The organism is Terriglobales bacterium (genome assembly GCA_035651995.1).
GTDB lineage: Bacteria > Acidobacteriota > Terriglobia > Terriglobales > Acidobacteriaceae > DASRER01.
Genome location: DASRER010000022.1, coordinates 270,794 through 287,531, shown reverse-complemented (window position 1 = coordinate 287,531; position 16,738 = coordinate 270,794). Strand labels below are relative to the sequence as shown.

The 16,738-nt window shown below is 64.6% G+C and carries 13 protein-coding genes; 4 read left to right on the top strand and 9 right to left on the bottom strand.

Features of this window, described 5'->3' with window-relative positions; genetic code table 11:
- Nucleotides 1-220: 220 nt before the first annotated feature.
- The gene (glgA, locus tag VFA60_09215) at nucleotides 221-1,681 is read right to left on the bottom strand and encodes a glycogen synthase GlgA (protein ID HZQ91958.1); all 1,461 of its coding nucleotides are present in this window, start codon (nucleotides 1,679-1,681) and stop codon (nucleotides 221-223) included.
- A gap of 77 nt (nucleotides 1,682-1,758) precedes the next feature.
- Between glgA and rsmA the strand changes: the two genes are divergently transcribed.
- Entirely contained in the window at nucleotides 1,759-2,652 is an 894-nt protein-coding gene (gene rsmA, locus VFA60_09210) for a 16S rRNA (adenine(1518)-N(6)/adenine(1519)-N(6))-dimethyltransferase RsmA (GenBank protein ID HZQ91957.1), read from the top strand.
- A 19-nt stretch (nucleotides 2,653-2,671) separates the two neighbouring features.
- Nucleotides 2,672-3,484 (top strand): AmmeMemoRadiSam system protein B, encoded by an 813-nt coding sequence (gene amrB, locus VFA60_09205; GenBank protein HZQ91956.1) that lies wholly within the window; start codon nucleotides 2,672-2,674, stop codon nucleotides 3,482-3,484.
- A 106-nt stretch (nucleotides 3,485-3,590) separates the two neighbouring features.
- Here the strand turns inward: amrB and VFA60_09200 are convergent, their stop codons facing one another.
- From VFA60_09200 to ruvC, 3 genes are all read right to left on the bottom strand, one after another.
- The gene (locus VFA60_09200; GenBank protein HZQ91955.1) at nucleotides 3,591-5,177 is read right to left on the bottom strand and encodes a FecR family protein; all 1,587 of its coding nucleotides are present in this window, start codon (nucleotides 5,175-5,177) and stop codon (nucleotides 3,591-3,593) included.
- A gap of 83 nt (nucleotides 5,178-5,260) precedes the next feature.
- Nucleotides 5,261-6,010 carry a hypothetical protein gene (locus tag VFA60_09195; GenBank protein HZQ91954.1) on the bottom strand — a complete coding sequence of 250 codons (750 nt, stop codon included), beginning with the start codon at nucleotides 6,008-6,010 and terminating at the stop codon, nucleotides 5,261-5,263.
- A gap of 73 nt (nucleotides 6,011-6,083) precedes the next feature.
- Nucleotides 6,084-6,590: a crossover junction endodeoxyribonuclease RuvC gene (ruvC, locus tag VFA60_09190; GenBank protein ID HZQ91953.1), complete on the bottom strand. Its 507-nt coding sequence runs from the start codon at nucleotides 6,588-6,590 to the stop codon at nucleotides 6,084-6,086.
- 70 nt (nucleotides 6,591-6,660) lie between these two features.
- Between ruvC and VFA60_09185 the strand changes: the two genes are divergently transcribed.
- Together VFA60_09185 and VFA60_09180 are read left to right on the top strand one after the other, a co-directional pair.
- Nucleotides 6,661-7,764, top strand: a complete 1,104-nt coding sequence (locus VFA60_09185; GenBank protein ID HZQ91952.1) for an aromatic ring-hydroxylating dioxygenase subunit alpha — start codon at nucleotides 6,661-6,663, stop codon at nucleotides 7,762-7,764.
- A gap of 57 nt (nucleotides 7,765-7,821) precedes the next feature.
- A complete protein-coding gene (locus VFA60_09180; GenBank protein HZQ91951.1) occupies nucleotides 7,822-8,898 on the top strand; it encodes a 6-phosphofructokinase in 1,077 nt (358 codons plus the stop codon).
- Here the strand turns inward: VFA60_09180 and VFA60_09175 are convergent, their stop codons facing one another.
- The 5 genes from VFA60_09175 to VFA60_09155 form a co-directional block, all read right to left on the bottom strand.
- A complete protein-coding gene (locus tag VFA60_09175; GenBank protein HZQ91950.1) occupies nucleotides 8,899-10,695 on the bottom strand; it encodes a tetratricopeptide repeat protein in 1,797 nt (598 codons plus the stop codon).
- Nucleotides 10,692-12,488, bottom strand: coding sequence for a tetratricopeptide repeat protein (locus VFA60_09170; GenBank protein HZQ91949.1), 1,797 nt, complete (start codon nucleotides 12,486-12,488; stop codon nucleotides 10,692-10,694). The genes VFA60_09175 and VFA60_09170 overlap by 4 nt, the downstream gene beginning before the upstream one ends.
- Before the next feature lie 106 nt (nucleotides 12,489-12,594).
- A complete protein-coding gene (locus tag VFA60_09165; GenBank protein ID HZQ91948.1) occupies nucleotides 12,595-14,286 on the bottom strand; it encodes a SpoIIE family protein phosphatase in 1,692 nt (563 codons plus the stop codon).
- Nucleotides 14,287-14,330: 44 nt separating this feature from the next.
- Nucleotides 14,331-15,305, bottom strand: a complete 975-nt coding sequence (locus VFA60_09160; protein ID HZQ91947.1) for an SDR family oxidoreductase — start codon at nucleotides 15,303-15,305, stop codon at nucleotides 14,331-14,333.
- Nucleotides 15,306-15,318: 13 nt separating this feature from the next.
- Nucleotides 15,319-16,671 carry a nucleotide sugar dehydrogenase gene (locus tag VFA60_09155; protein HZQ91946.1) on the bottom strand — a complete coding sequence of 451 codons (1,353 nt, stop codon included), beginning with the start codon at nucleotides 16,669-16,671 and terminating at the stop codon, nucleotides 15,319-15,321.
- Nucleotides 16,672-16,738 lie beyond the last annotated feature (67 nt).

Here is a 16,738-nt window from a genome sequence, read left to right as displayed (position 1 = left end):
CGGCTCGTCGCTTCTCGCGCAGCAGTGGCCGGATCGCTTCCCACTGCGCATCGCTCAGGTGCATGCATCGGGTTTGCTCTAAATCGTTGCTGGATCAAAGTGTTAAGTCAGTTTCTCTATTTATGAGATAGGTTCTAGCCGCAGAGGACGCGGAGGACGCTGAGGTTCTTGGTCTTGAATCTCTGCGTCCTCGGCGGCCTCGGCGGTTTGACGGTTGCGGTTACGCGGCGCTGGCAGCGCGGGATTGCTTCACCCGCTCGAAGACGCGGGCGTATTCGCGGGCGGAGGCTGTCCAGGAAAAATCTTTGTCCATGCCGTTGGCCATCAGGCGACTCCAGCCTTCTTTATCTTTGAAGGCGGCGAGCGCGCTCCGCACGGTGGCCAACAGCGCTTCGCCGGAGTACTCGGTGAACTTGAAACCGGTTCCCTTCTGCGTGCGCGGGTCCCAGGGCTCAATGGTGTCGTCGAGGCCGCCGGTGGCGCGCACGATGGGGACGGTGCCGTACTTCAGGCTGTAGATCTGGTTCAGGCCGCAGGGTTCGTAGCGTGACGGCATTAGGAACATGTCGGAGCCGGCTTCGATCTTGTGCGCGATCGCGTTGTCGTAGGCGATCTTCGCCGCGATGCGCTTCGGGAACTGCTGGCTGAGCCGGCGGAAGAGTTCTTCATACTCTTTGTCGCCGGCGCCGAGGGCGATGATGATCATCTCCTCGCGCGCGAGCCGGTCGGCCACCTGGGCGATCAGGTCGAATCCTTTCTGCGCGGCGAAGCGCGAGACGATACCGATGACGGGCAGGTTCAGGTCGGCGTCGGGCAGGCCGTATTGCGCCAGCAGGTCGCGCTTGCACTCGAGCTTGCCGTGGAAGTCGGCGGGCGAGTAGCGCGCGGCGATGAGTTTGTCCACTTCCGGACTCCACTCGTTGTAATCCACGCCGTTGAGAATGCCGGTCACGCTGGCGGAGCGGGCGCGGAGCACGCCTTCGAGACCGAAGCCGTATTCGCTGGTCTGAATCTCCTGGCTGTACTTTCTGCTGACGGTGGTGATGAAGTCGCTGTCGCTGAGCGCGCCCTTGAGGAAATTCACTTTGCCGTAGAACTCCATCTTGCGGATGGTGAACAGGTCCCACGGCAGGTGGAGCAGCGGAAGAATGTCGGGCGGGAACAGGCCCTGATAACCGATGTTGTGGATGGTGAAGACGACGGGCACGTTGCGGAACGCGGGATCCTCGGCGTAGACGTTGCGCAGGAGCACGGGAACGAGCGCGGACTGCCAGTCGTGGCAGTGGAAAACGTCAGGTACACCGAGTATCTTGGAGGCCTCGAGCACGGCGCGGCTGTAGAGGGCGAAGCGCTCGGCGTTGTCGGGATAATCGCCGTCCTTGGTGCCGTAGAGGGCGTCACGGTCAAAGTACGGTGGATAATCGATGAAGTAGTACTGCACGCCGGAGATCGAGCCACCGTCGAGCACGGAGCAGAAGCGATAGCGGTCGTCGAACGGAACGGTGATGCTGCGGATTGTTACGCAGCTCTTGGCCAGTTTCGTCTGGCGGTAGCGCGGCAGGTAAACGGTGACGCGGTGGCCGATGTCGGCCAGCGCCTTGGGAAGCGCGCCCACAACGTCCGCCAGGCCGCCGGTCTTGGAAAACGGGACACACTCGGGCGCCGCGAACGCGATGTGCATGCGGGAAAAGACCTCCGGGGAGAGTTACGGTGCCATCCGCCGCGAGAAGCAGATGCGGGGCGGAAGTCAAAGTCTAAATGCCAACCAGAAAACGGGTCAACGTTCGCAGTGACGGCGGCGCGGCGCCACCTAAGGCAGCACCGCCCCGCAGCAAGCCGAAGCTGGGCCAGAATTTTCTGCGGGACCGCGCAGCCGCCGAAAGAATTGTGGCGGCGCTGGGCGACGTGCAGATGCGCACCGTCGTGGAGATCGGGCCCGGCCATGGAATCCTGACGGAGCTGCTGGCGGCGCGCGCCATGCGGCTGATGGCCATCGAACTGGACCGGGTCCTGGCGGCGCAACTGCGCATGAAGTACGCGCGGCGTCCGAACGTGGAGATCATCGAGGCCGACGTCCTGGCGGTAAATTTCGTGGAGCTGCTGAACCGGCGGCCCGGTCCGTTGCTGGCCCTGCCGAAGGAGCAACTGTTTACCGGCAAAGCCGACGTGGTTGGCAACCTGCCGTACTACATTACGTCTGACATTCTGCTGCATCTGTTCGAAGCGCAGGCGATGCTCGATCGCGTGGTGGTCATGGTGCAGCGCGAGGTGGCAGACCGAATGAGCGCGCGCGCCGGAGGCAGTGACTACGGATTGCTTTCGGCGACCACGCAGCTGCATGCGCGCGTGGAGCAATTATTTACGCTGCCTCCTGATGCGTTCTCTCCGCCGCCGCAGGTGTTCTCGACGGTCGTGCGCCTTACCATTTCGCCTCAATGGGAGCGGCTGAGAGTGCCGCGCGACGCGTTCCTCGACTTCCTGAAGCTGAGCTTCGGCCAAAAGCGCAAGACGCTGGTCAACAATCTGAAGGAGCAATATCGCGACGCGGCGAAGGCGCTGAAACAAACCGGCGTGCGCGAAGACGCGCGCGCGGAAACGCTGACGCTCGACCAGGCGGCGGCGGTGTTTCGCTCGGTGAGCGGCGCAAAATAGTCCGGGAAAGGAGCGCGGCATGGAGGCGGCGGTGCGTCGTCCGGCGGTGGCCGGGCGCTTCTATGCCGGGGACGCGGAGGCGCTCCTCGGCGACGTGCAGAAGCTGGTCGGCAAGCCGAAAGCTGACGTGGAGGCGCTCGGCTGCGTGGTCCCGCACGCGGGCTACATGTACTCCGGACATGTGGCGGGCGCCGTGTACGGACGACTGAAGCTGCCTCGGAAATTCATCATTCTGTGCCCCAACCACACCGGCGTCGGACGAGCGCTGGCCATCATGACGCGCGGCGCGTGGATGACGCCGCTCGGCGAAGCCGCAATCGATGAGCCGCTCGCCGCCGAGCTGATGCACGAATTCCACGTCCTGGAAGAAGACGGCTTCGCGCACCTGGCGGAGCATTCGCTTGAAGTGCAGCTTCCCTTCCTACAAGTGCTGGCGCCGGGATTCACTTTTGTTCCGATCTGCATCGGGGTTGGCGGTTACGACGTCCTGGCGGCCTTGGGGCAGGCAGTGGCGAGAGTCGCCGCGAGGGCGCCGGAGAAGGTGATGGTGATCGCATCCAGCGATATGAATCACTACGAGACCGACGCGGTGACGCGCAGGAAAGACCAGAGAGCCATCGGAAAAGTGCTGGCGCTTGATCCGCGCGCGCTGGTGGAGACGGTGCAGCGGGAGAAGATCAGCATGTGCGGTTACGGGCCCACGACGGCGATGCTGGTGGCCGCACTGCGCCTGGGCGCGCAGAAGGCCGTCCTGGTGAAGTACGCCACGTCGGCCGACGTGACCGGCGACAAGCAGAACGTCGTGGGATACGCAGGATTAGTGGTGCAGTAGGTCGTTACCTCACGCTAGCCGCAAAAAACGCGGCGCGGAACATGGGGCACGTCGGCAAAAGAAAAAGGCGGCCAGTGAGACCGCCTTTTTCTGATTGGAAGGCCACTTAGCGCCCGCGGCCGCGCGATCCGCCGCCGCCGTGCGAGACGCTGGCGCCGCCCCCGCCGGAGAAGCCGGCGCCTCCACCTGAAAAACCGCCGCCGCTGCTGCGCATGGAGGGAGAGCTATGTAAGGCCGGCGGGCCGGAAGATGACGGGGTATGCATTGGCGCTGCCGGGCGGCTGACCGGCTGCGATGAGGTCGGGGTTCCGAATGACGACATGGAGCGCGTGCTCTCCATCTGGCGCCAGCCGCGGTCACGATCGCGAGGACGATCCTGGTCCTGACCGCCACCGTTGCGGCGAATGTCGGGGCCCTGCATGCCGCCGCGCGTGATCGCCGGAGCGCCGTCTGGCGTGGTTGGCTGGACGCTGACAACGCTCGGGCCAGAGCGGCCGGCCGCAGTGCCCGCGCCGCCACGGTTTGTCGCCGGTGAGCCATCGCCGACGACGTAGGTTCGGCCGCCGACGGTCACGGCGCCGTCGGAGGGATCACGATCGCTGTGATGGTCGCGGCCACCGACAAACGGCTGGCCGCCCCGCATGGGCGTATCGGTGCCAACGCTCGTGCGGATATTCGCCGGCGGATGCGAAGGCGGCTGCGGCAACACGAATCCCGCAGGAACATTCTTGACCGCGGGAAGCGGCTGCCAGTTGGCGATGTGGGGATCGTGCCGCGGCGGACGCTGCCAGCACCATCCGCGGCCCTGAATAAAGACCCACGAGCCGGTCCGGAATGGCGCCCATCCCCACGGATATCCCGAGACCCAGGTGTAACCGTAGCCGGGGTACCAGGCCCATCCTCCGTACGAGAACGGATCCCAGCCGTATCCGAAGCCGTTGGGACGCCACATCCATCCGTAAATTGGGTCGTAGAAATTGCTGCCGTAGTAATTCAGGTCGCTGTAATACGGCGAGTAATAAGAGCTGCCGCCGGCGCTTGCGGTCGAATACTGGGTGCGGAAACGCTCGCGATCGTCGTTCCAGGAGTCGAACGGCATCGGCTGGATGACGTTGGCGAGCTGGTAGCGATTGGGATCGCCAGGGTCGAAGCTGATGCTCTCGTTCTTCTTGACCGTGATCCAGCGGTTGTCGCCGGAGACGCGCAGCTCGCCTTTGAAGACCGCGAGCCGCAAGTCGCTGTTAGAGACCTCGGCGCGGAAGCGGACCGAGCGCTCGAGCGCGATGCTGCGATGCGGGAACTGGACTTCGAACTCATCGTCGCCGGGCTTGAGGACGTCGAAGTAGAACGTGCCATCCTGTAAATCAACCACGGTTGCGGTTGCGCCGGAGGAGCGCAGACCGAGCTGCGGAAACTGCATCATGCTGTCGGGCGCAAGGCGGATGGTGGTGCCGTCCTCGAATTCGACTTCAGCTTGAGCGCCCTCGCGCGTCCAGAGGCGCGTGCCCTGAACGATGGGCATGTTGAGGAGGGCGCGTTCGTAGCCGCCGCCGCTGCCGCGATCGATCTGGACGTCGCCGTTGACGTAGCTGAGACGAACGATGCGCGCCTGCGAATCGGCCCATACAGCGGTCGCAAGAAGCAGCAGCGCGGAGAAAACCCACAGAATGCGAGACCAGCCTCGGATGGCCATAGCTGTCTCCCTGGTAGCCACTCTATTAGACACGAATTCCGGGGCGGCAGTTGCGGTTTCTTTGCGCTGGAAGGCCAGTGGGATCAGTGGGTTGTGGGGGAGGTCGCGCCTTGGGCGGGGCCGGCGCGAGCCAGAAGACGCTGGGCACGTATGCGGGCAATGTGCAGCACCGAGCGGTCATTGACGATCTTTTCGAGCGTGGGCGCCACCGCCTCAATGGCCAGCAGCTCGCCGGCGTTGGCGGCGTCTTCCATGCGCTTGAGTTCGTCGTCGAGCGCCAGCTTGGTGTAGCGATACTGGTGCTCAAGGCGGCGTCCGAACTCGAGGGAGGCGCCGACGGACTGGAAAATCCTGGTCAGCTCCTGAATGTCTTCGTTCTGCGACCAGTTGTAGCTGGTTTCGAAGTAGCGGGATTCGTCGGCGTAGACGAGCTTCTTGGCGCCGGTGTTGGCGATGCGGCCCTTGGTGTAATCGAACGAACCCTGGAAGTACTTCAACTTTTGCGCCAGCGCGAAGATGCGCTCGCGAGTCGCCTGCGGCATGGTGAACTTCACGTCGTACCGCTCGAGGGGCACGGCGCCACCGGACGACGAGGGAGTGGCGTAGGCAGGGTTCTGGTCCACGTCGGAGGCGTAGGCGGCATCGCCGGCGGCCTCAACTGACATCGCGTAATGCGACGGATCGGAGCCGGGGAAGTCGAGCGAGAACGTCACCGTCGCAACGCGAGGCTTGTGCTCGGGAACGTAGGGATCGAGCTTGGGGACCTGAGCCAGTGCCGAAGCGGCGATCAGCAAAGCGGTTGCGAACAGCAGTTGGTTGCGAAGTGTGCGCATTCGGTCCAGCAGGCAGTCGGGCGAAGCGGCCTGAACGTTCATTTTCGCCTGCGAAGGCCGCGGTGGCAATCGCTCAGCGTCCGGCTGCGCCCTGTTGGCGAAGCAGTGTAGCCGACGTGTGCAGATGGCAGATGGCGATGGCAAGGGCGTCGGCGGCGTCGAACGGCTCGGGAGCTGCCTCGAGATTGAGCAGGCGCGCCACCATCTGCTGCACCTGGCGCTTCTCGGCGCGGCCGTACCCGACCACCGCCGACTTGATGCTCAGCGGCGCATACTCGGCGACGTCGAGTCCGTGCTGCGCGGCGACGAGCATAGCCACACCGCGGACCTGGCCGAGCTTCAGCGCCGACTTGGCATTGACCGCATAGAAGACGTCTTCGATGGCGACCAGATCGGGCTGGTGCTGCTGGATGACGGCGCCAAGTTCACAAAAGATCTGGTTCAGGCGTTCGGGCAACGGCCGGCGCGGGGAGAGACGCACGGCGCCGCAGGCGACGTAGACGAGCGAGCCGGCGGAGTCCTGCTCAACCACGCCGAAGCCGGTGGCTTCGCCGCCGCAATCGATGCCGAGCACGCGCATGCTCGTGCATGATGACACGCCTTCCAGCGACTGGCTACTGGTTGGTTCGCGTAGTAACCTCAAGCTGGGCATGTCTGACGAAAACGTCTCAATCGCGGAGGAGCCGCGCGCCGAGAAGCGCGAGAGCGAGATGCTGTTCGGCTTCTGGTATCCGGCGCTACGCAGCACGGGAGTGCGCGGCAGCCGGCTGGCCAAAGCGATGCTGCTCGGCATTCCTTTGGTGGTTGGACGCGACGCGGAGGGGCGTCCGTTCGCGCTGCGCGACGTGTGCCCGCATCGCGGAATGCCGCTGTCGTACGGACGCAACGACGGCGCGACGGTGGAGTGCTCGTATCACGGTTGGCGCTTTGATGCGCACAGCGGGCAGTGCCGCGAAATTCCGAGCCTGACGCCGGATTCCAAGCTGAAAGTGGAGCGCATCTTCGTGGGCTGCTTCCCTGCCGAGGAGCGCGACGGCTACATTTGGGTGTACATACCGGAGGCGGGCGATCGCGATCCCCATCCTGGCCGCGCACCGGAGCTTCCGGTGTTCAGCCGCAACTACCGCATCACTCACCTGAGCGCGGAGCTGCCGTGCGGCGTTGATCTGGGCATCATGGGACTGATGGACCCGGCGCACGGGCCGTTCGTGCATCAGTCGTGGTGGTGGCGCAGCCGGCGAAGCATCCACGAAAAAGAGAAGCGCTTTGAGCCGATTCCTTTCGGCTTCCGTATGGCAGCGCACACGCCATCGAAGAACAGCGCACCCTACCGGCTGCTGCGCATGTACGGCGACAGCATTACCACGACGATTGACTTCGTGCTGCCGAACCTGCGGCTGGAGCAGATCCGCTGCGGCACGGCGTGGTTCTCGAGCCGCGCGACGGTGACGCCGATCACGGCCGACCGTTGCCGCATTGATTTCTGCGCGGCTTGGAACGTGTTTCCCTGGATGCCGTTTATCGTCCCCATCTTCCGGCTGTTCGCGAAGCAGTTCCTGCGGCAGGACCAGCAGGTGATGATCCAGCAGTCAGAAACCGCGCCCTACAGACCGAATCTGATGCTGGTGGACGACGCCGACCGGCAGGCGCGCTGGTATCTGCAACTGAAGGCCGCGCTGCAGAAGTCGCGTGCCACCGGCGAGCCGATGCAACATCCCATGAGCGGGCCGGTCACGCTGCGGTGGCGCAGCTGACGCGCCTCCAGTCCGGCCAGTGCCACCGCGAGCTAGAATAGGGTTTTCGAGGCAAGCATGAAGATTGGTGTGCTCACCGGCGGCGGTGATTGTCCCGGGTTGAATGCCGTCATCCGCGCGGCGGTCCGCAAAGGGATCTACCACTACGAGGACCGGTTCGTCGGATTTCTCGAGGGCTGGCGCGGCGTGCTGGAAGACTCCGCGGTTGATCTGGACCTTGACCGGATTGCCGGCATTCTGCCGCGCGGCGGCACAATTCTGCGCACGTCACGCACCAATCCTGCCAAGCATGAAGGCGGACTGGATCGCTGTGCGCAGACGCTGGAGCGGCGCGGCATTGAGGCGCTGATCGCCATCGGCGGCGACGACACGATGAGCGTGGCGCAGAAGCTGCACCAGCGCGGCGTACGCGTCGTCGGCATCCCTAAGACCATCGACAACGACCTGAGCGGGACGGATTTTTGTTTTGGCTTCGACACCGCCGTCAATATCGCCACGGAAGCGATTGACCGGGTCCACACCACCGCCGAGGCGCACAACCGCGTGATGGTGGTCGAAGTCATGGGACGCGACTCGGGATGGATCGCGATTTACAGCGGCATCGCGGGTGGCGCGGACGTGATCCTGATCCCGGAGCGGCCGTTCGACGTGGACGAAGTGGCTGAAACGTTGAAGCGGCGGCACGCCGCGGGCCGGTACTTCAGCGTGGTAGTGGTCGCCGAGGGCGCGAAGTTCGCCAGCGATGTGGACCCGCAGCATGGCGCGCCGGTTGTGACGGAGCTGGGCAAGGACGAATTCGGACACGTGCGGCTGGGCGGCATCGGCGACGTGCTGGCTCGCGAGATCGAGCGGCGCACGCACTTCGAGACGCGCGCCGTGGTGCTCGGCCACATTCAGCGCGGCGGATCGCCCACCGCCTTCGACCGCATGCTGGCCACGCGCTACGGAATCGGCGCCATCGACATGGTGCACAACGGTGAGTTTGGCTGCATGGTGGCGCTGCGCGGCACCAGCATCGTCTCGATCCCGATGGCGGAAGCGGTGGAGAACACGCGCACGGTGGATGCCGAGCTGATCGAAATGGCGCTGGGGCTGCACGATCGCGACACAGCGCGCGTGGCGCGGCCGGCGTAGTTACTTGCGTTGGGCCAGCTGGGTGTCAACGCGGGAGAGCGCGGCCTGGACTTCATCGCCGGGAGCGATGCGCATCTCCTGCGCAAGCGCGTCGTGCGCGGCTTCCAGGTTTCCCTTGCGCTCCAGGATCACCCCCAAAGCGAAGTGAAAGCCGGGCGTCTGCGGCCAACGCCCGGCCGAGAAGCGGGCGAGGGCCTCTGCTTCGTCGAGCCGGCCTTCGCGCAGGAGCGTCGCTGCGAGGAAGTAGTGTTGCTCGGGATTGCTGGGCGCAATGGCGATCGCCTGGCGTAAATATTTTTCGGCCAGGTCGAGCTTGCCCAAGCGCAGATAGACGCTGCCGAGGTAGTAGTTCGGCTCCCAGGCGTCGGGCGCCAGTTGTTGCGCTTCGTGGTAAAGGCGGATGGCGCTGGGGCCGTCGCCGCGCTCGAGCATTTCACCCGCGAGGTCATCGCGCGCCTTGGGATTGCGCGGTGCAACCTGCACAGCGCGGTTGTAGAGCAGAAGATTGCTGGCCCAGTAGACGCTCTGCGCGAAGGTGGTGGCGGTCCCCAATATCGCAAGAACCGCAACGGCGAGTGATGGCAGCACGGCCCGGCCCGCCACACGCACACCGCGCGGCAGAACGCGCAGCGCCATCGCGAGCAGAATGCAGAACCCGATCGACGGCAAGTACAGGTAGCGGTCATGCACAAGTTCGCCGGGGACAAAGTAAATCGTCGCGGCCAACGGCGGGCCGAGCGGCAGGACAATCCACCACAGGGCAAAAGCCGCGGCGCGCGAGTGGCGAGACCAGGCGACCAGCCCAGCGGCAATTGCGATTAAGAGCAGCAGCGGCACCCAGAAATTGGTGACGGTCGGGTGCAGGACGAATTCCACGTCGTAATAGAGTCCCAGGTTTATCGGCAGCAGCAGCTGCCTGGCGTAGAACGCCACTACCGACGGCAAGGTGAGCAGCAGCGTGGCGGCGCTGGTGTGCGTATCGCGATGAGCGAAGCCGGAGAGCGCGGCGGAGCGCGCCGCGATGTACGCGAGCGTCACAGCGAGATAGGGCACGACGGCACGGAGGGCGGCGCGAGCGCGGTCCCGAGTCCCCACGTTGGCGCGGCCAAGGGCGCCGCGCGGGGCGCCATCTTCAGCAAGCAACCACTCGGTGGTGAAGATGAGCGCTGGAACGGCGAGTCCAGTCTCCTTGTCGAGCAATGCCAGAGCGCAGGCGGCGAGCGACACGGCAAGCCATCGCCCTCTATGCTCGGGCTGCTCGCGGGCGTTGAGGTACGCGAGCACGGCACCGATGGCAAGCACCGCGAGGATGGGATCGCCAACGCCGGAAACCCAGGCGACGGCCTCCAGATGCACGGGGTGCACGCCAAAGAGCAGCGCGGCGACGGCGCCGGTGGCCGGGTCAGTCGTGATCCGCGCTGCGAGCCGATAGACCATGCAGGTGGCGAGCAGGTGCATGGCCAGCGACGTGACGTGCCACCCGACCACGTTGAGGCCGAACAGGCTGTAGTTCACCAGCAACCACAGCAGAAACAGCGGGCGATAGTAGTTCCCCGCCCAGTTGGGCGAGGCGAACGCCCAGACGTGCTTGCGGAAAAACGTCCCGACGGAACTCCAGTCGTGGACGAGCGGATTGCGCACGATCTGAAGAACGTCGTCGTACACAAACTGAAATCGGATGCTCCCGATGTAGGCGACGACGGTGAGCACGAGCGCGCTCGCCAGGATGAGCACGTGCGGCTCGATCCGTGGCGCCGGAGCGGCCGGACCTGCGACGGGTTGCGCGTCGGTGCTCATTGCGTTCGCGATGAAGGCGTGCCGCCGGCAAGCAGGGCTTCGACCTCGGCGAGCTGCTGGCGGGCGCCGGAGTTGGGGTCAATCTTCAGCTCGGCTGCGTACTGGTCGCGCGCGCCCGCCAAGTCGCCCTTGCGCTGGAGGATGAGGCCGAGCCCGTAGTGGAATCCGGGACCCTTGTCCCAGAGCTGGATGGCGCGGCGCGCGGTCGAGGCAGCTTCGTCGAGGCGGCCGAGGTTCATCAGCGTCAGGCCGAGATAGAAGTACTGGTTGGCATTGGTGGGCGTGATCTCAATGCCGCGGCGGAAGTACGGTTCGGCTTCGCGAAAACGGCCGATGGAGAAGTTCGTGTATCCGAGGATGAAGTTGCTCGACCAGGCGTTCGGGTCCAGGTCGTGCGCCTCCTGGTAGAGACGCAGCGCGGTGGTGATGTCGTTGCGGGCGAGCATCTCTGTAGCGAGATGGCTGCGAGCCAGCGCGTTGCGCGGCGCCATCTGAACGCCGCGGTGATAGAGCAGGAGATTGTTGGCCCAGTAGACGCTCTGCACCATGGTGGCCACAGTCAGAGCGAGACCGATGACGCCAACCGCCGCGAACTGCGCAACTGGTACGGCAGGAGCGGCACCGCCTTTGTTCGCCAGGCGCCGTAGTGCGATCGCCACAAGAATGCAGAAGCCGATGGACGGCAAGTACAGGTAGCGGTCGTGGGCGATGTCGCCCGCGGCGAAAACGGCGATGCCGCCTAGCGGCGGCAACAGCGGCAGCACCAGCCAGAGGATGGCCGCGGCGGCGGCGCGCGAGCGGCGCGCCGCAACCCAGAGCGCGGCGCCGGACAACAACGCGAACAGCAGAGGAAGCACGAAGTTCGCCGCGGTCGGCTGGAGTACGTATCCGACGTCGTAGAACAGGCCCAGCGGCCATGGCGCCACCAGGTGCCGTGCATAGAACCAGACCAGCGACGGAAGGGTGAGGAGCACGGTGGCCGGCGTCACCTCGGCATCGGGATGTACCGCGCCCTTCAGCGCGAAGGCACGCAACGCCAGGTAGCCGACCGAGATTGCGGCGTACGGGACGATGGCGACTGCCGCGGCCCGCAGCTTTTCGCTGGTGCGACGCCGGCCTTCTCGCTCATCGGTCCGCAACCACTCGTTGCCGAAGATCAGCGCCGGCAAGACAATGGCTGTTTCCTTCGACAGCAGCGCCAAGGCGTAGAGAAGCAGCGACACCATCAACCGCAGCGCGCGATGCTCCTGCCCGTCGCGCGCCTTGGCGTAGAACATGAACGCGCCGATGAACAACAGTCCGAGCAGCGGCTCGCTGACGCCAGAGATCCAGGCGACGGTTTCCAGATGGATTGGGTGTACGCCGAACAGGAGCGCGGCGATTGCCGCTGCGGCAGCGTCACCGGTGATGCGGCGCGCGAGCCAGTACACCATGGCAACCATGCCGAGGTGCGCGGCGACCGTGGTGAGATGCCAGCCGAGCGGCTGGAGGCCGAAGGCCGTCCAGTTCAGCAGCAGCCAAAGGAGAAAAACCGGACGGTAGTAGTTGCCCGGCCAGGTCGGGTAGACGTGGCTCCAGACGTGGTGCGTGAAGTATCCGGCTGCAAAGTGCCAGGACTGAACCGCGGGATTGTGCACGATCTGCGGCAGGTCGTCGTAGACGAACTGGAACTGGAGCGTGCCGACGTAAGCGACGACGGTGAGCAGCAGCGCGGCGGCAAGCAGAATGGCGTGGCCGGGAAGGCGCGCCGTGCGCTGGTCAGTTGCCGTTCCCGCCTGCAAGCCTGCTCCCATGTGCTCTTTCGGGCATCGTAAGCCGACGGCGCACGCGCCGGGAAGGAAAAAACCGACCAGCTAACCACGAAGAACACGAAGGAGCGGCATGGAGCACGAAGGAAAGTCAGCCTTTATAGGTGAGCTCGAGGACGGTGCAGTCGTCATTGAAGGGGACAGGACCGCAGAATTCCTTCACGTCTTCGAAGATCTGGTCGAAAGGGCTGGCTGCGGTCGAGGATTTCTCGAGCCGCTCGTTGCCGAAGAATTCGCCGGAAGGATTTTCGGCCTCGGTGACTCCATCGGTGACCACGATCAGGCGATCGCCGGGATCCACCTTCATTGTGCCGCTCTCGTAGGTGGCCATGGGCAGCAATCCGACCGGAAGATTCGATTCTTTTGGCCGGGTGACGGTGTTGCCGCTGATCAGCAGCGGGGTGACGTGTCCGCAATTGACGAACTCGAGGGTGCCGTCGCGCCTGATGTGCGCGATGACGAGCGTGGCGTACTTTTCGCCGAGACTCTTCAGGCAGAGAAATTTGTTGGCGGCGGCGGCGATATCGACCAGCGACGTGTGCGCGGTGAGCTGCGAGTAGACCATTCCTTGAATGATCGAGCCCAGGATGGCGGCGGAAACTCCCTTGCCGCAAACGTCGCAGACGATAACGGCCAAGCCCTGGTCGGTGAGGACGACGTCGTAGAAGTCGCCACCGATTTCGCGGCAGGAAAGATTCTTGGCGCGGACGGCGGCGAACGGCACGTCGGGGATGGTGACCGTCATGAGCCGCTGCTGAATCGAGGCGGCGATGGCCAGCTCCTGCTGGTACTGGCGCGCGGCGGCTTCAGCCTGCACCAGGTTGGCGTTCTCCACCAGAGCGGCTGCTTCGGTCGCGATGGCGCGCAGAATGTCGTGGCTGACGGCAGTGATCTCGCGCGAGGCGAAGCGGCTGTCGAGGTAGAGAACACCAAGGACTTCGGGCGCCTTGGCTTCGACCGAAGTGACCGCCTTCTCCTGCTGGAGCTGCGTCTTGCGCAGCGGGATGGCAATGACGGTGCGCAGGTCGTAAGCGACGATGCTGTTGCGCGAGGCCAGCTCCATGCTCTTGCTGGTGTCGGTGACCAGAAACTCGCCGCCGCCCTTGAGCGCGTCTTCGAGGATGGAGTGCGAGATGGTCTTGTCGTCGAGCAGGAGTTCGCCGCGCGAGTTGCGGCCGGCAGCGAGGCGCAACGTGCCCTCTTTGTCCTGCGCGCGCAGGAATACGAATCCGCGCTCGGCGTGGGTGATGCGGAGGGTGGTGTCGATGAGCGTGACGAGAACCTCGTCGACCACTCCTGAGGTGTTCAGCTTGCGCGCGGCCTCGAGGAACAGCTTGAGTTTTTCCAGATCGCCAGCGCCCGAGGGCACGCCGCCCGGGCTGGGCATATTCATGACCGAAATCTGGCTGAGGAACTCGCGAGCGGCGGCGGCTTCCGGCTGGTCGGGCTGGAAGACAACGTACACGCGATCGCGCGCACCGAATTCCAGGCGGTCGTTTCGCTTGAGCAGGTGGCGCTCGACGCGGTTCCCGTTGACGAAGGTGCCGTGCTTGCTGCCCAGGTCGACGAGCCACAGGTCACTGCCTTCCAAAACGATCTGCGCGTGATCGCGGGAGACACGCGGGTCGGCGATCACCAGATCTTTATCGGTTTTTCGTCCGATGCCGAAGGGTGTGCGCTCGAGCGGAACGCGTGTCTGCTCGGTCCCCTGGACGAGCAGGAGGAACGGAATCGCGCCGGAAGACGCCCCCACACCGGTGGCAACAGGGCTGGAAGTGGCCATGGCGCACCTATGATGCTCTAACGGGGGCGGCGGCGTAAAGCGTGTTATCGAGCGCTGGCGGGGACGGCGGGATCGGCGGCGGCTTGCGACCGGTACCACTCCACGGTGCGCCGCAGGCCTTCATCGAAATTCACCTGGACGCTGTAGCCGAAGGCTTCGCGGGCGCGGGTCACGTCGGCGAGCGAGTGCTTGATGTCGCCGGCGCGCGCAGGGGCATAGATCGGCTCGCCCGTGTAGCCGGTCAGCTTTTTGAGGGCGGCAAACGCCTGGTTGAGGGAGGTGCGTGACCCGGTGGCAACGTTGAACACGCGCCCGGCGACCTTCTCGCCCGGCGCCTCGGCGGCGAGCAGGTTGGCATGGACCGCATTCTCCACGTAGGTGAAGTCGCGGCTGGTCTCGCCGTCACCGAAGATAGTAGGCGCCTTGCCCGCCAGCATGGAGCTGATGAAGCGGGCGAGCACCGCCGAGTATGGCGAATTCGGGTCCTGGCGCGGGCCGAAGATGTTGAAGTAGCGCAGCGCGACCGTTTCCAGGCCGTAGACGCGGTAAAACGACTTCAGGTACATCTCGCCGGCGAGCTTGGCGACCGCGTAAGGCGAGATGGGATCGGGCGCCATGTCTTCGCGCTTGGGCAGAGTCGGCGTTTCGCCGTAGGCGGAAGACGATGCCGCGTAGACCACGCGCCGGACTTTAGCTTCGCGCGCTGCGACCAGGAGGTTGAGCGTGCCGTCAACGTTGGCGGCATTGTTTTCCAGCGGATTGGCGACCGAGCGCGGAACGCTGGGAATGGCGGCCTGGTGGAAGACGCAGTCCACCCCCTTGCAGGCGTCGGCGAGAGCGGCGCGGTCGAGCAGGTCCACTTGGCGGAAATCGAACTTGCCGGCGATGGCGGCGATATTTTGCCGGCGGCCGGTGGAGAGATTATCGATGCCACGGAACGACGCTCCGCGCTCCAGCAGAGCGTGCGCGATGGCGGAGCCGATGAAACCGGCCACGCCCGTGATGAGGTACTTGGCCATCAGCGAAGAATCGCTAACAGGGCACGATCTTGGAAGACTTGATGCCGCGCGTGGCATTCCGTGAATCGACGACCATTTGCGCCTCGTCCACGATGCGTTTGTAGTCGTAGTCGGAGTGGTCGGTCACGATCAGCACGCAGTCGTACTGCCCGAGGTCCTCCAGCGGAGCGCACTTCATTTGCAACTCGTAGTGGCGTCCGCGGCCAACGAACGGGAAATATGGGTCGTGATAGCTGACCTGGCTGCCTTCGCGCTGGAGCAACTCGATGATGGTAAGCGCCGGCGACTCACGAAGATCGTCGATGTCTTTCTTGTAGGCGACGCCGAGGACGAGAATGCGTGATCCGTTGAGCGCCTTCTTGTGCTTGTTGAGTGCGTTGGCGACCGACGCCACCACGTGATACGGCATGCCGATGTTCACTTCACCCGCGAGTTCGATGAACTTGGTGTGAAAGTCGAACTGCCTCGCCTTCCACGACAGATAGAACGGATCAATGGGAATGCAGTGCCCGCCAAGACCCGGGCCGGGATAGAAGGGGTGGTAGCCGAAGGGCTTGGTGGCGGCCGCGCCGATCACCTCCCAGATGTCGATGCCCATGCGCAGGCAGAGCAGCTTGAGTTCGTTGACCAGCGCGATGTTCACGCAGCGGTAGATGTTTTCCAGCAGCTTGGTCATCTCCGCCGCTGCCGGAGAAGAGACGGGAACGACGCGGTTGAAAATGGAGTTGTAGAGCGCGCCCGCGGCTTCGGCAGCGCGTGCGTCGAGCCCGCCGATGACTTTGGGGATGTCACGGCGAGCGACCGTGTCGTTGCCTGGGTCTTCGCGCTCGGGCGAGAAGGCGACGAAGAATTCGCGGTTGCCGCTGGAGCCGTTGCGCGCGGCCTTCAGGCCGGTCTTTTCCAGAATGGGAACCAGCACTTCCTCGGTGGTGCCCGGATACGTGGTGCTCTCCAGCACGATGAGCTGGCCTTCGCGCAAGTGCGGCGCTATGGCCTCGGCCGTACCGGTGATGTAGCTCAGGTCGGGCTCATGGTGCTCGTCGAGCGGCGTGGGGACGCAGATGATGACCGCATCCATCTTCGCGATCTGCGCGTAGTCGGCGGTGGCGCTGAAACCACGCCCGCGGGCGGCCTGCACATCGGTCGCCGGGATTCGGAAAATGTAGGAGCCGCCGGAGCTGAGGGTGTCGACCTTCTTCTGGTCGATGTCGAAGCCGGTGACCGGGAACTTCTGCTCGCTGAACAGGAGCGCCAGCGGCAAGCCGACGTAGCCGAGTCCGATAATGCCGACGTGCGCCTCGCGCGCCTGAACCTTGGAAACCAGCGGCAGCGGCGCAACCACAGACTGTTTGGATTGAGTGGCCATAGGAGAGTTGGTAACCCGGCCATCTTAGCATCAAGTTGCGGCGCGCCGGTGCGGCTTCGACCCAACA

Excerpts from the sequence above, each read along its gene's own strand:
- glgA (HZQ91958.1), bottom strand. The coding sequence starts at position 1,681 with ATGCACATCGCGTTCGCGGCGCCCGAGTGTGTCCCGTTTTCCAAGACC.
- rsmA (HZQ91957.1), top strand. The coding sequence starts at position 1,759 with ATGCCAACCAGAAAACGGGTCAACGTTCGCAGTGACGGCGGCGCGGCG.
- amrB (HZQ91956.1), top strand. The coding sequence starts at position 2,672 with ATGGAGGCGGCGGTGCGTCGTCCGGCGGTGGCCGGGCGCTTCTATGCC.
- VFA60_09200 (HZQ91955.1), bottom strand. The coding sequence starts at position 5,177 with ATGGCCATCCGAGGCTGGTCTCGCATTCTGTGGGTTTTCTCCGCGCTG.
- VFA60_09195 (HZQ91954.1), bottom strand. The coding sequence starts at position 6,010 with ATGCGCACACTTCGCAACCAACTGCTGTTCGCAACCGCTTTGCTGATC.
- ruvC (HZQ91953.1), bottom strand. The coding sequence starts at position 6,590 with ATGCGCGTGCTCGGCATCGATTGCGGCGGCGAAGCCACCGGCTTCGGC.
- VFA60_09185 (HZQ91952.1), top strand. The coding sequence starts at position 6,661 with ATGTCTGACGAAAACGTCTCAATCGCGGAGGAGCCGCGCGCCGAGAAG.
- VFA60_09180 (HZQ91951.1), top strand. The coding sequence starts at position 7,822 with ATGAAGATTGGTGTGCTCACCGGCGGCGGTGATTGTCCCGGGTTGAAT.
- VFA60_09175 (HZQ91950.1), bottom strand. The coding sequence starts at position 10,695 with ATGAGCACCGACGCGCAACCCGTCGCAGGTCCGGCCGCTCCGGCGCCA.
- VFA60_09170 (HZQ91949.1), bottom strand. The coding sequence starts at position 12,488 with ATGGGAGCAGGCTTGCAGGCGGGAACGGCAACTGACCAGCGCACGGCG.
- VFA60_09165 (HZQ91948.1), bottom strand. The coding sequence starts at position 14,286 with ATGGCCACTTCCAGCCCTGTTGCCACCGGTGTGGGGGCGTCTTCCGGC.
- VFA60_09160 (HZQ91947.1), bottom strand. The coding sequence starts at position 15,305 with ATGGCCAAGTACCTCATCACGGGCGTGGCCGGTTTCATCGGCTCCGCC.
- VFA60_09155 (HZQ91946.1), bottom strand. The coding sequence starts at position 16,671 with ATGGCCACTCAATCCAAACAGTCTGTGGTTGCGCCGCTGCCGCTGGTT.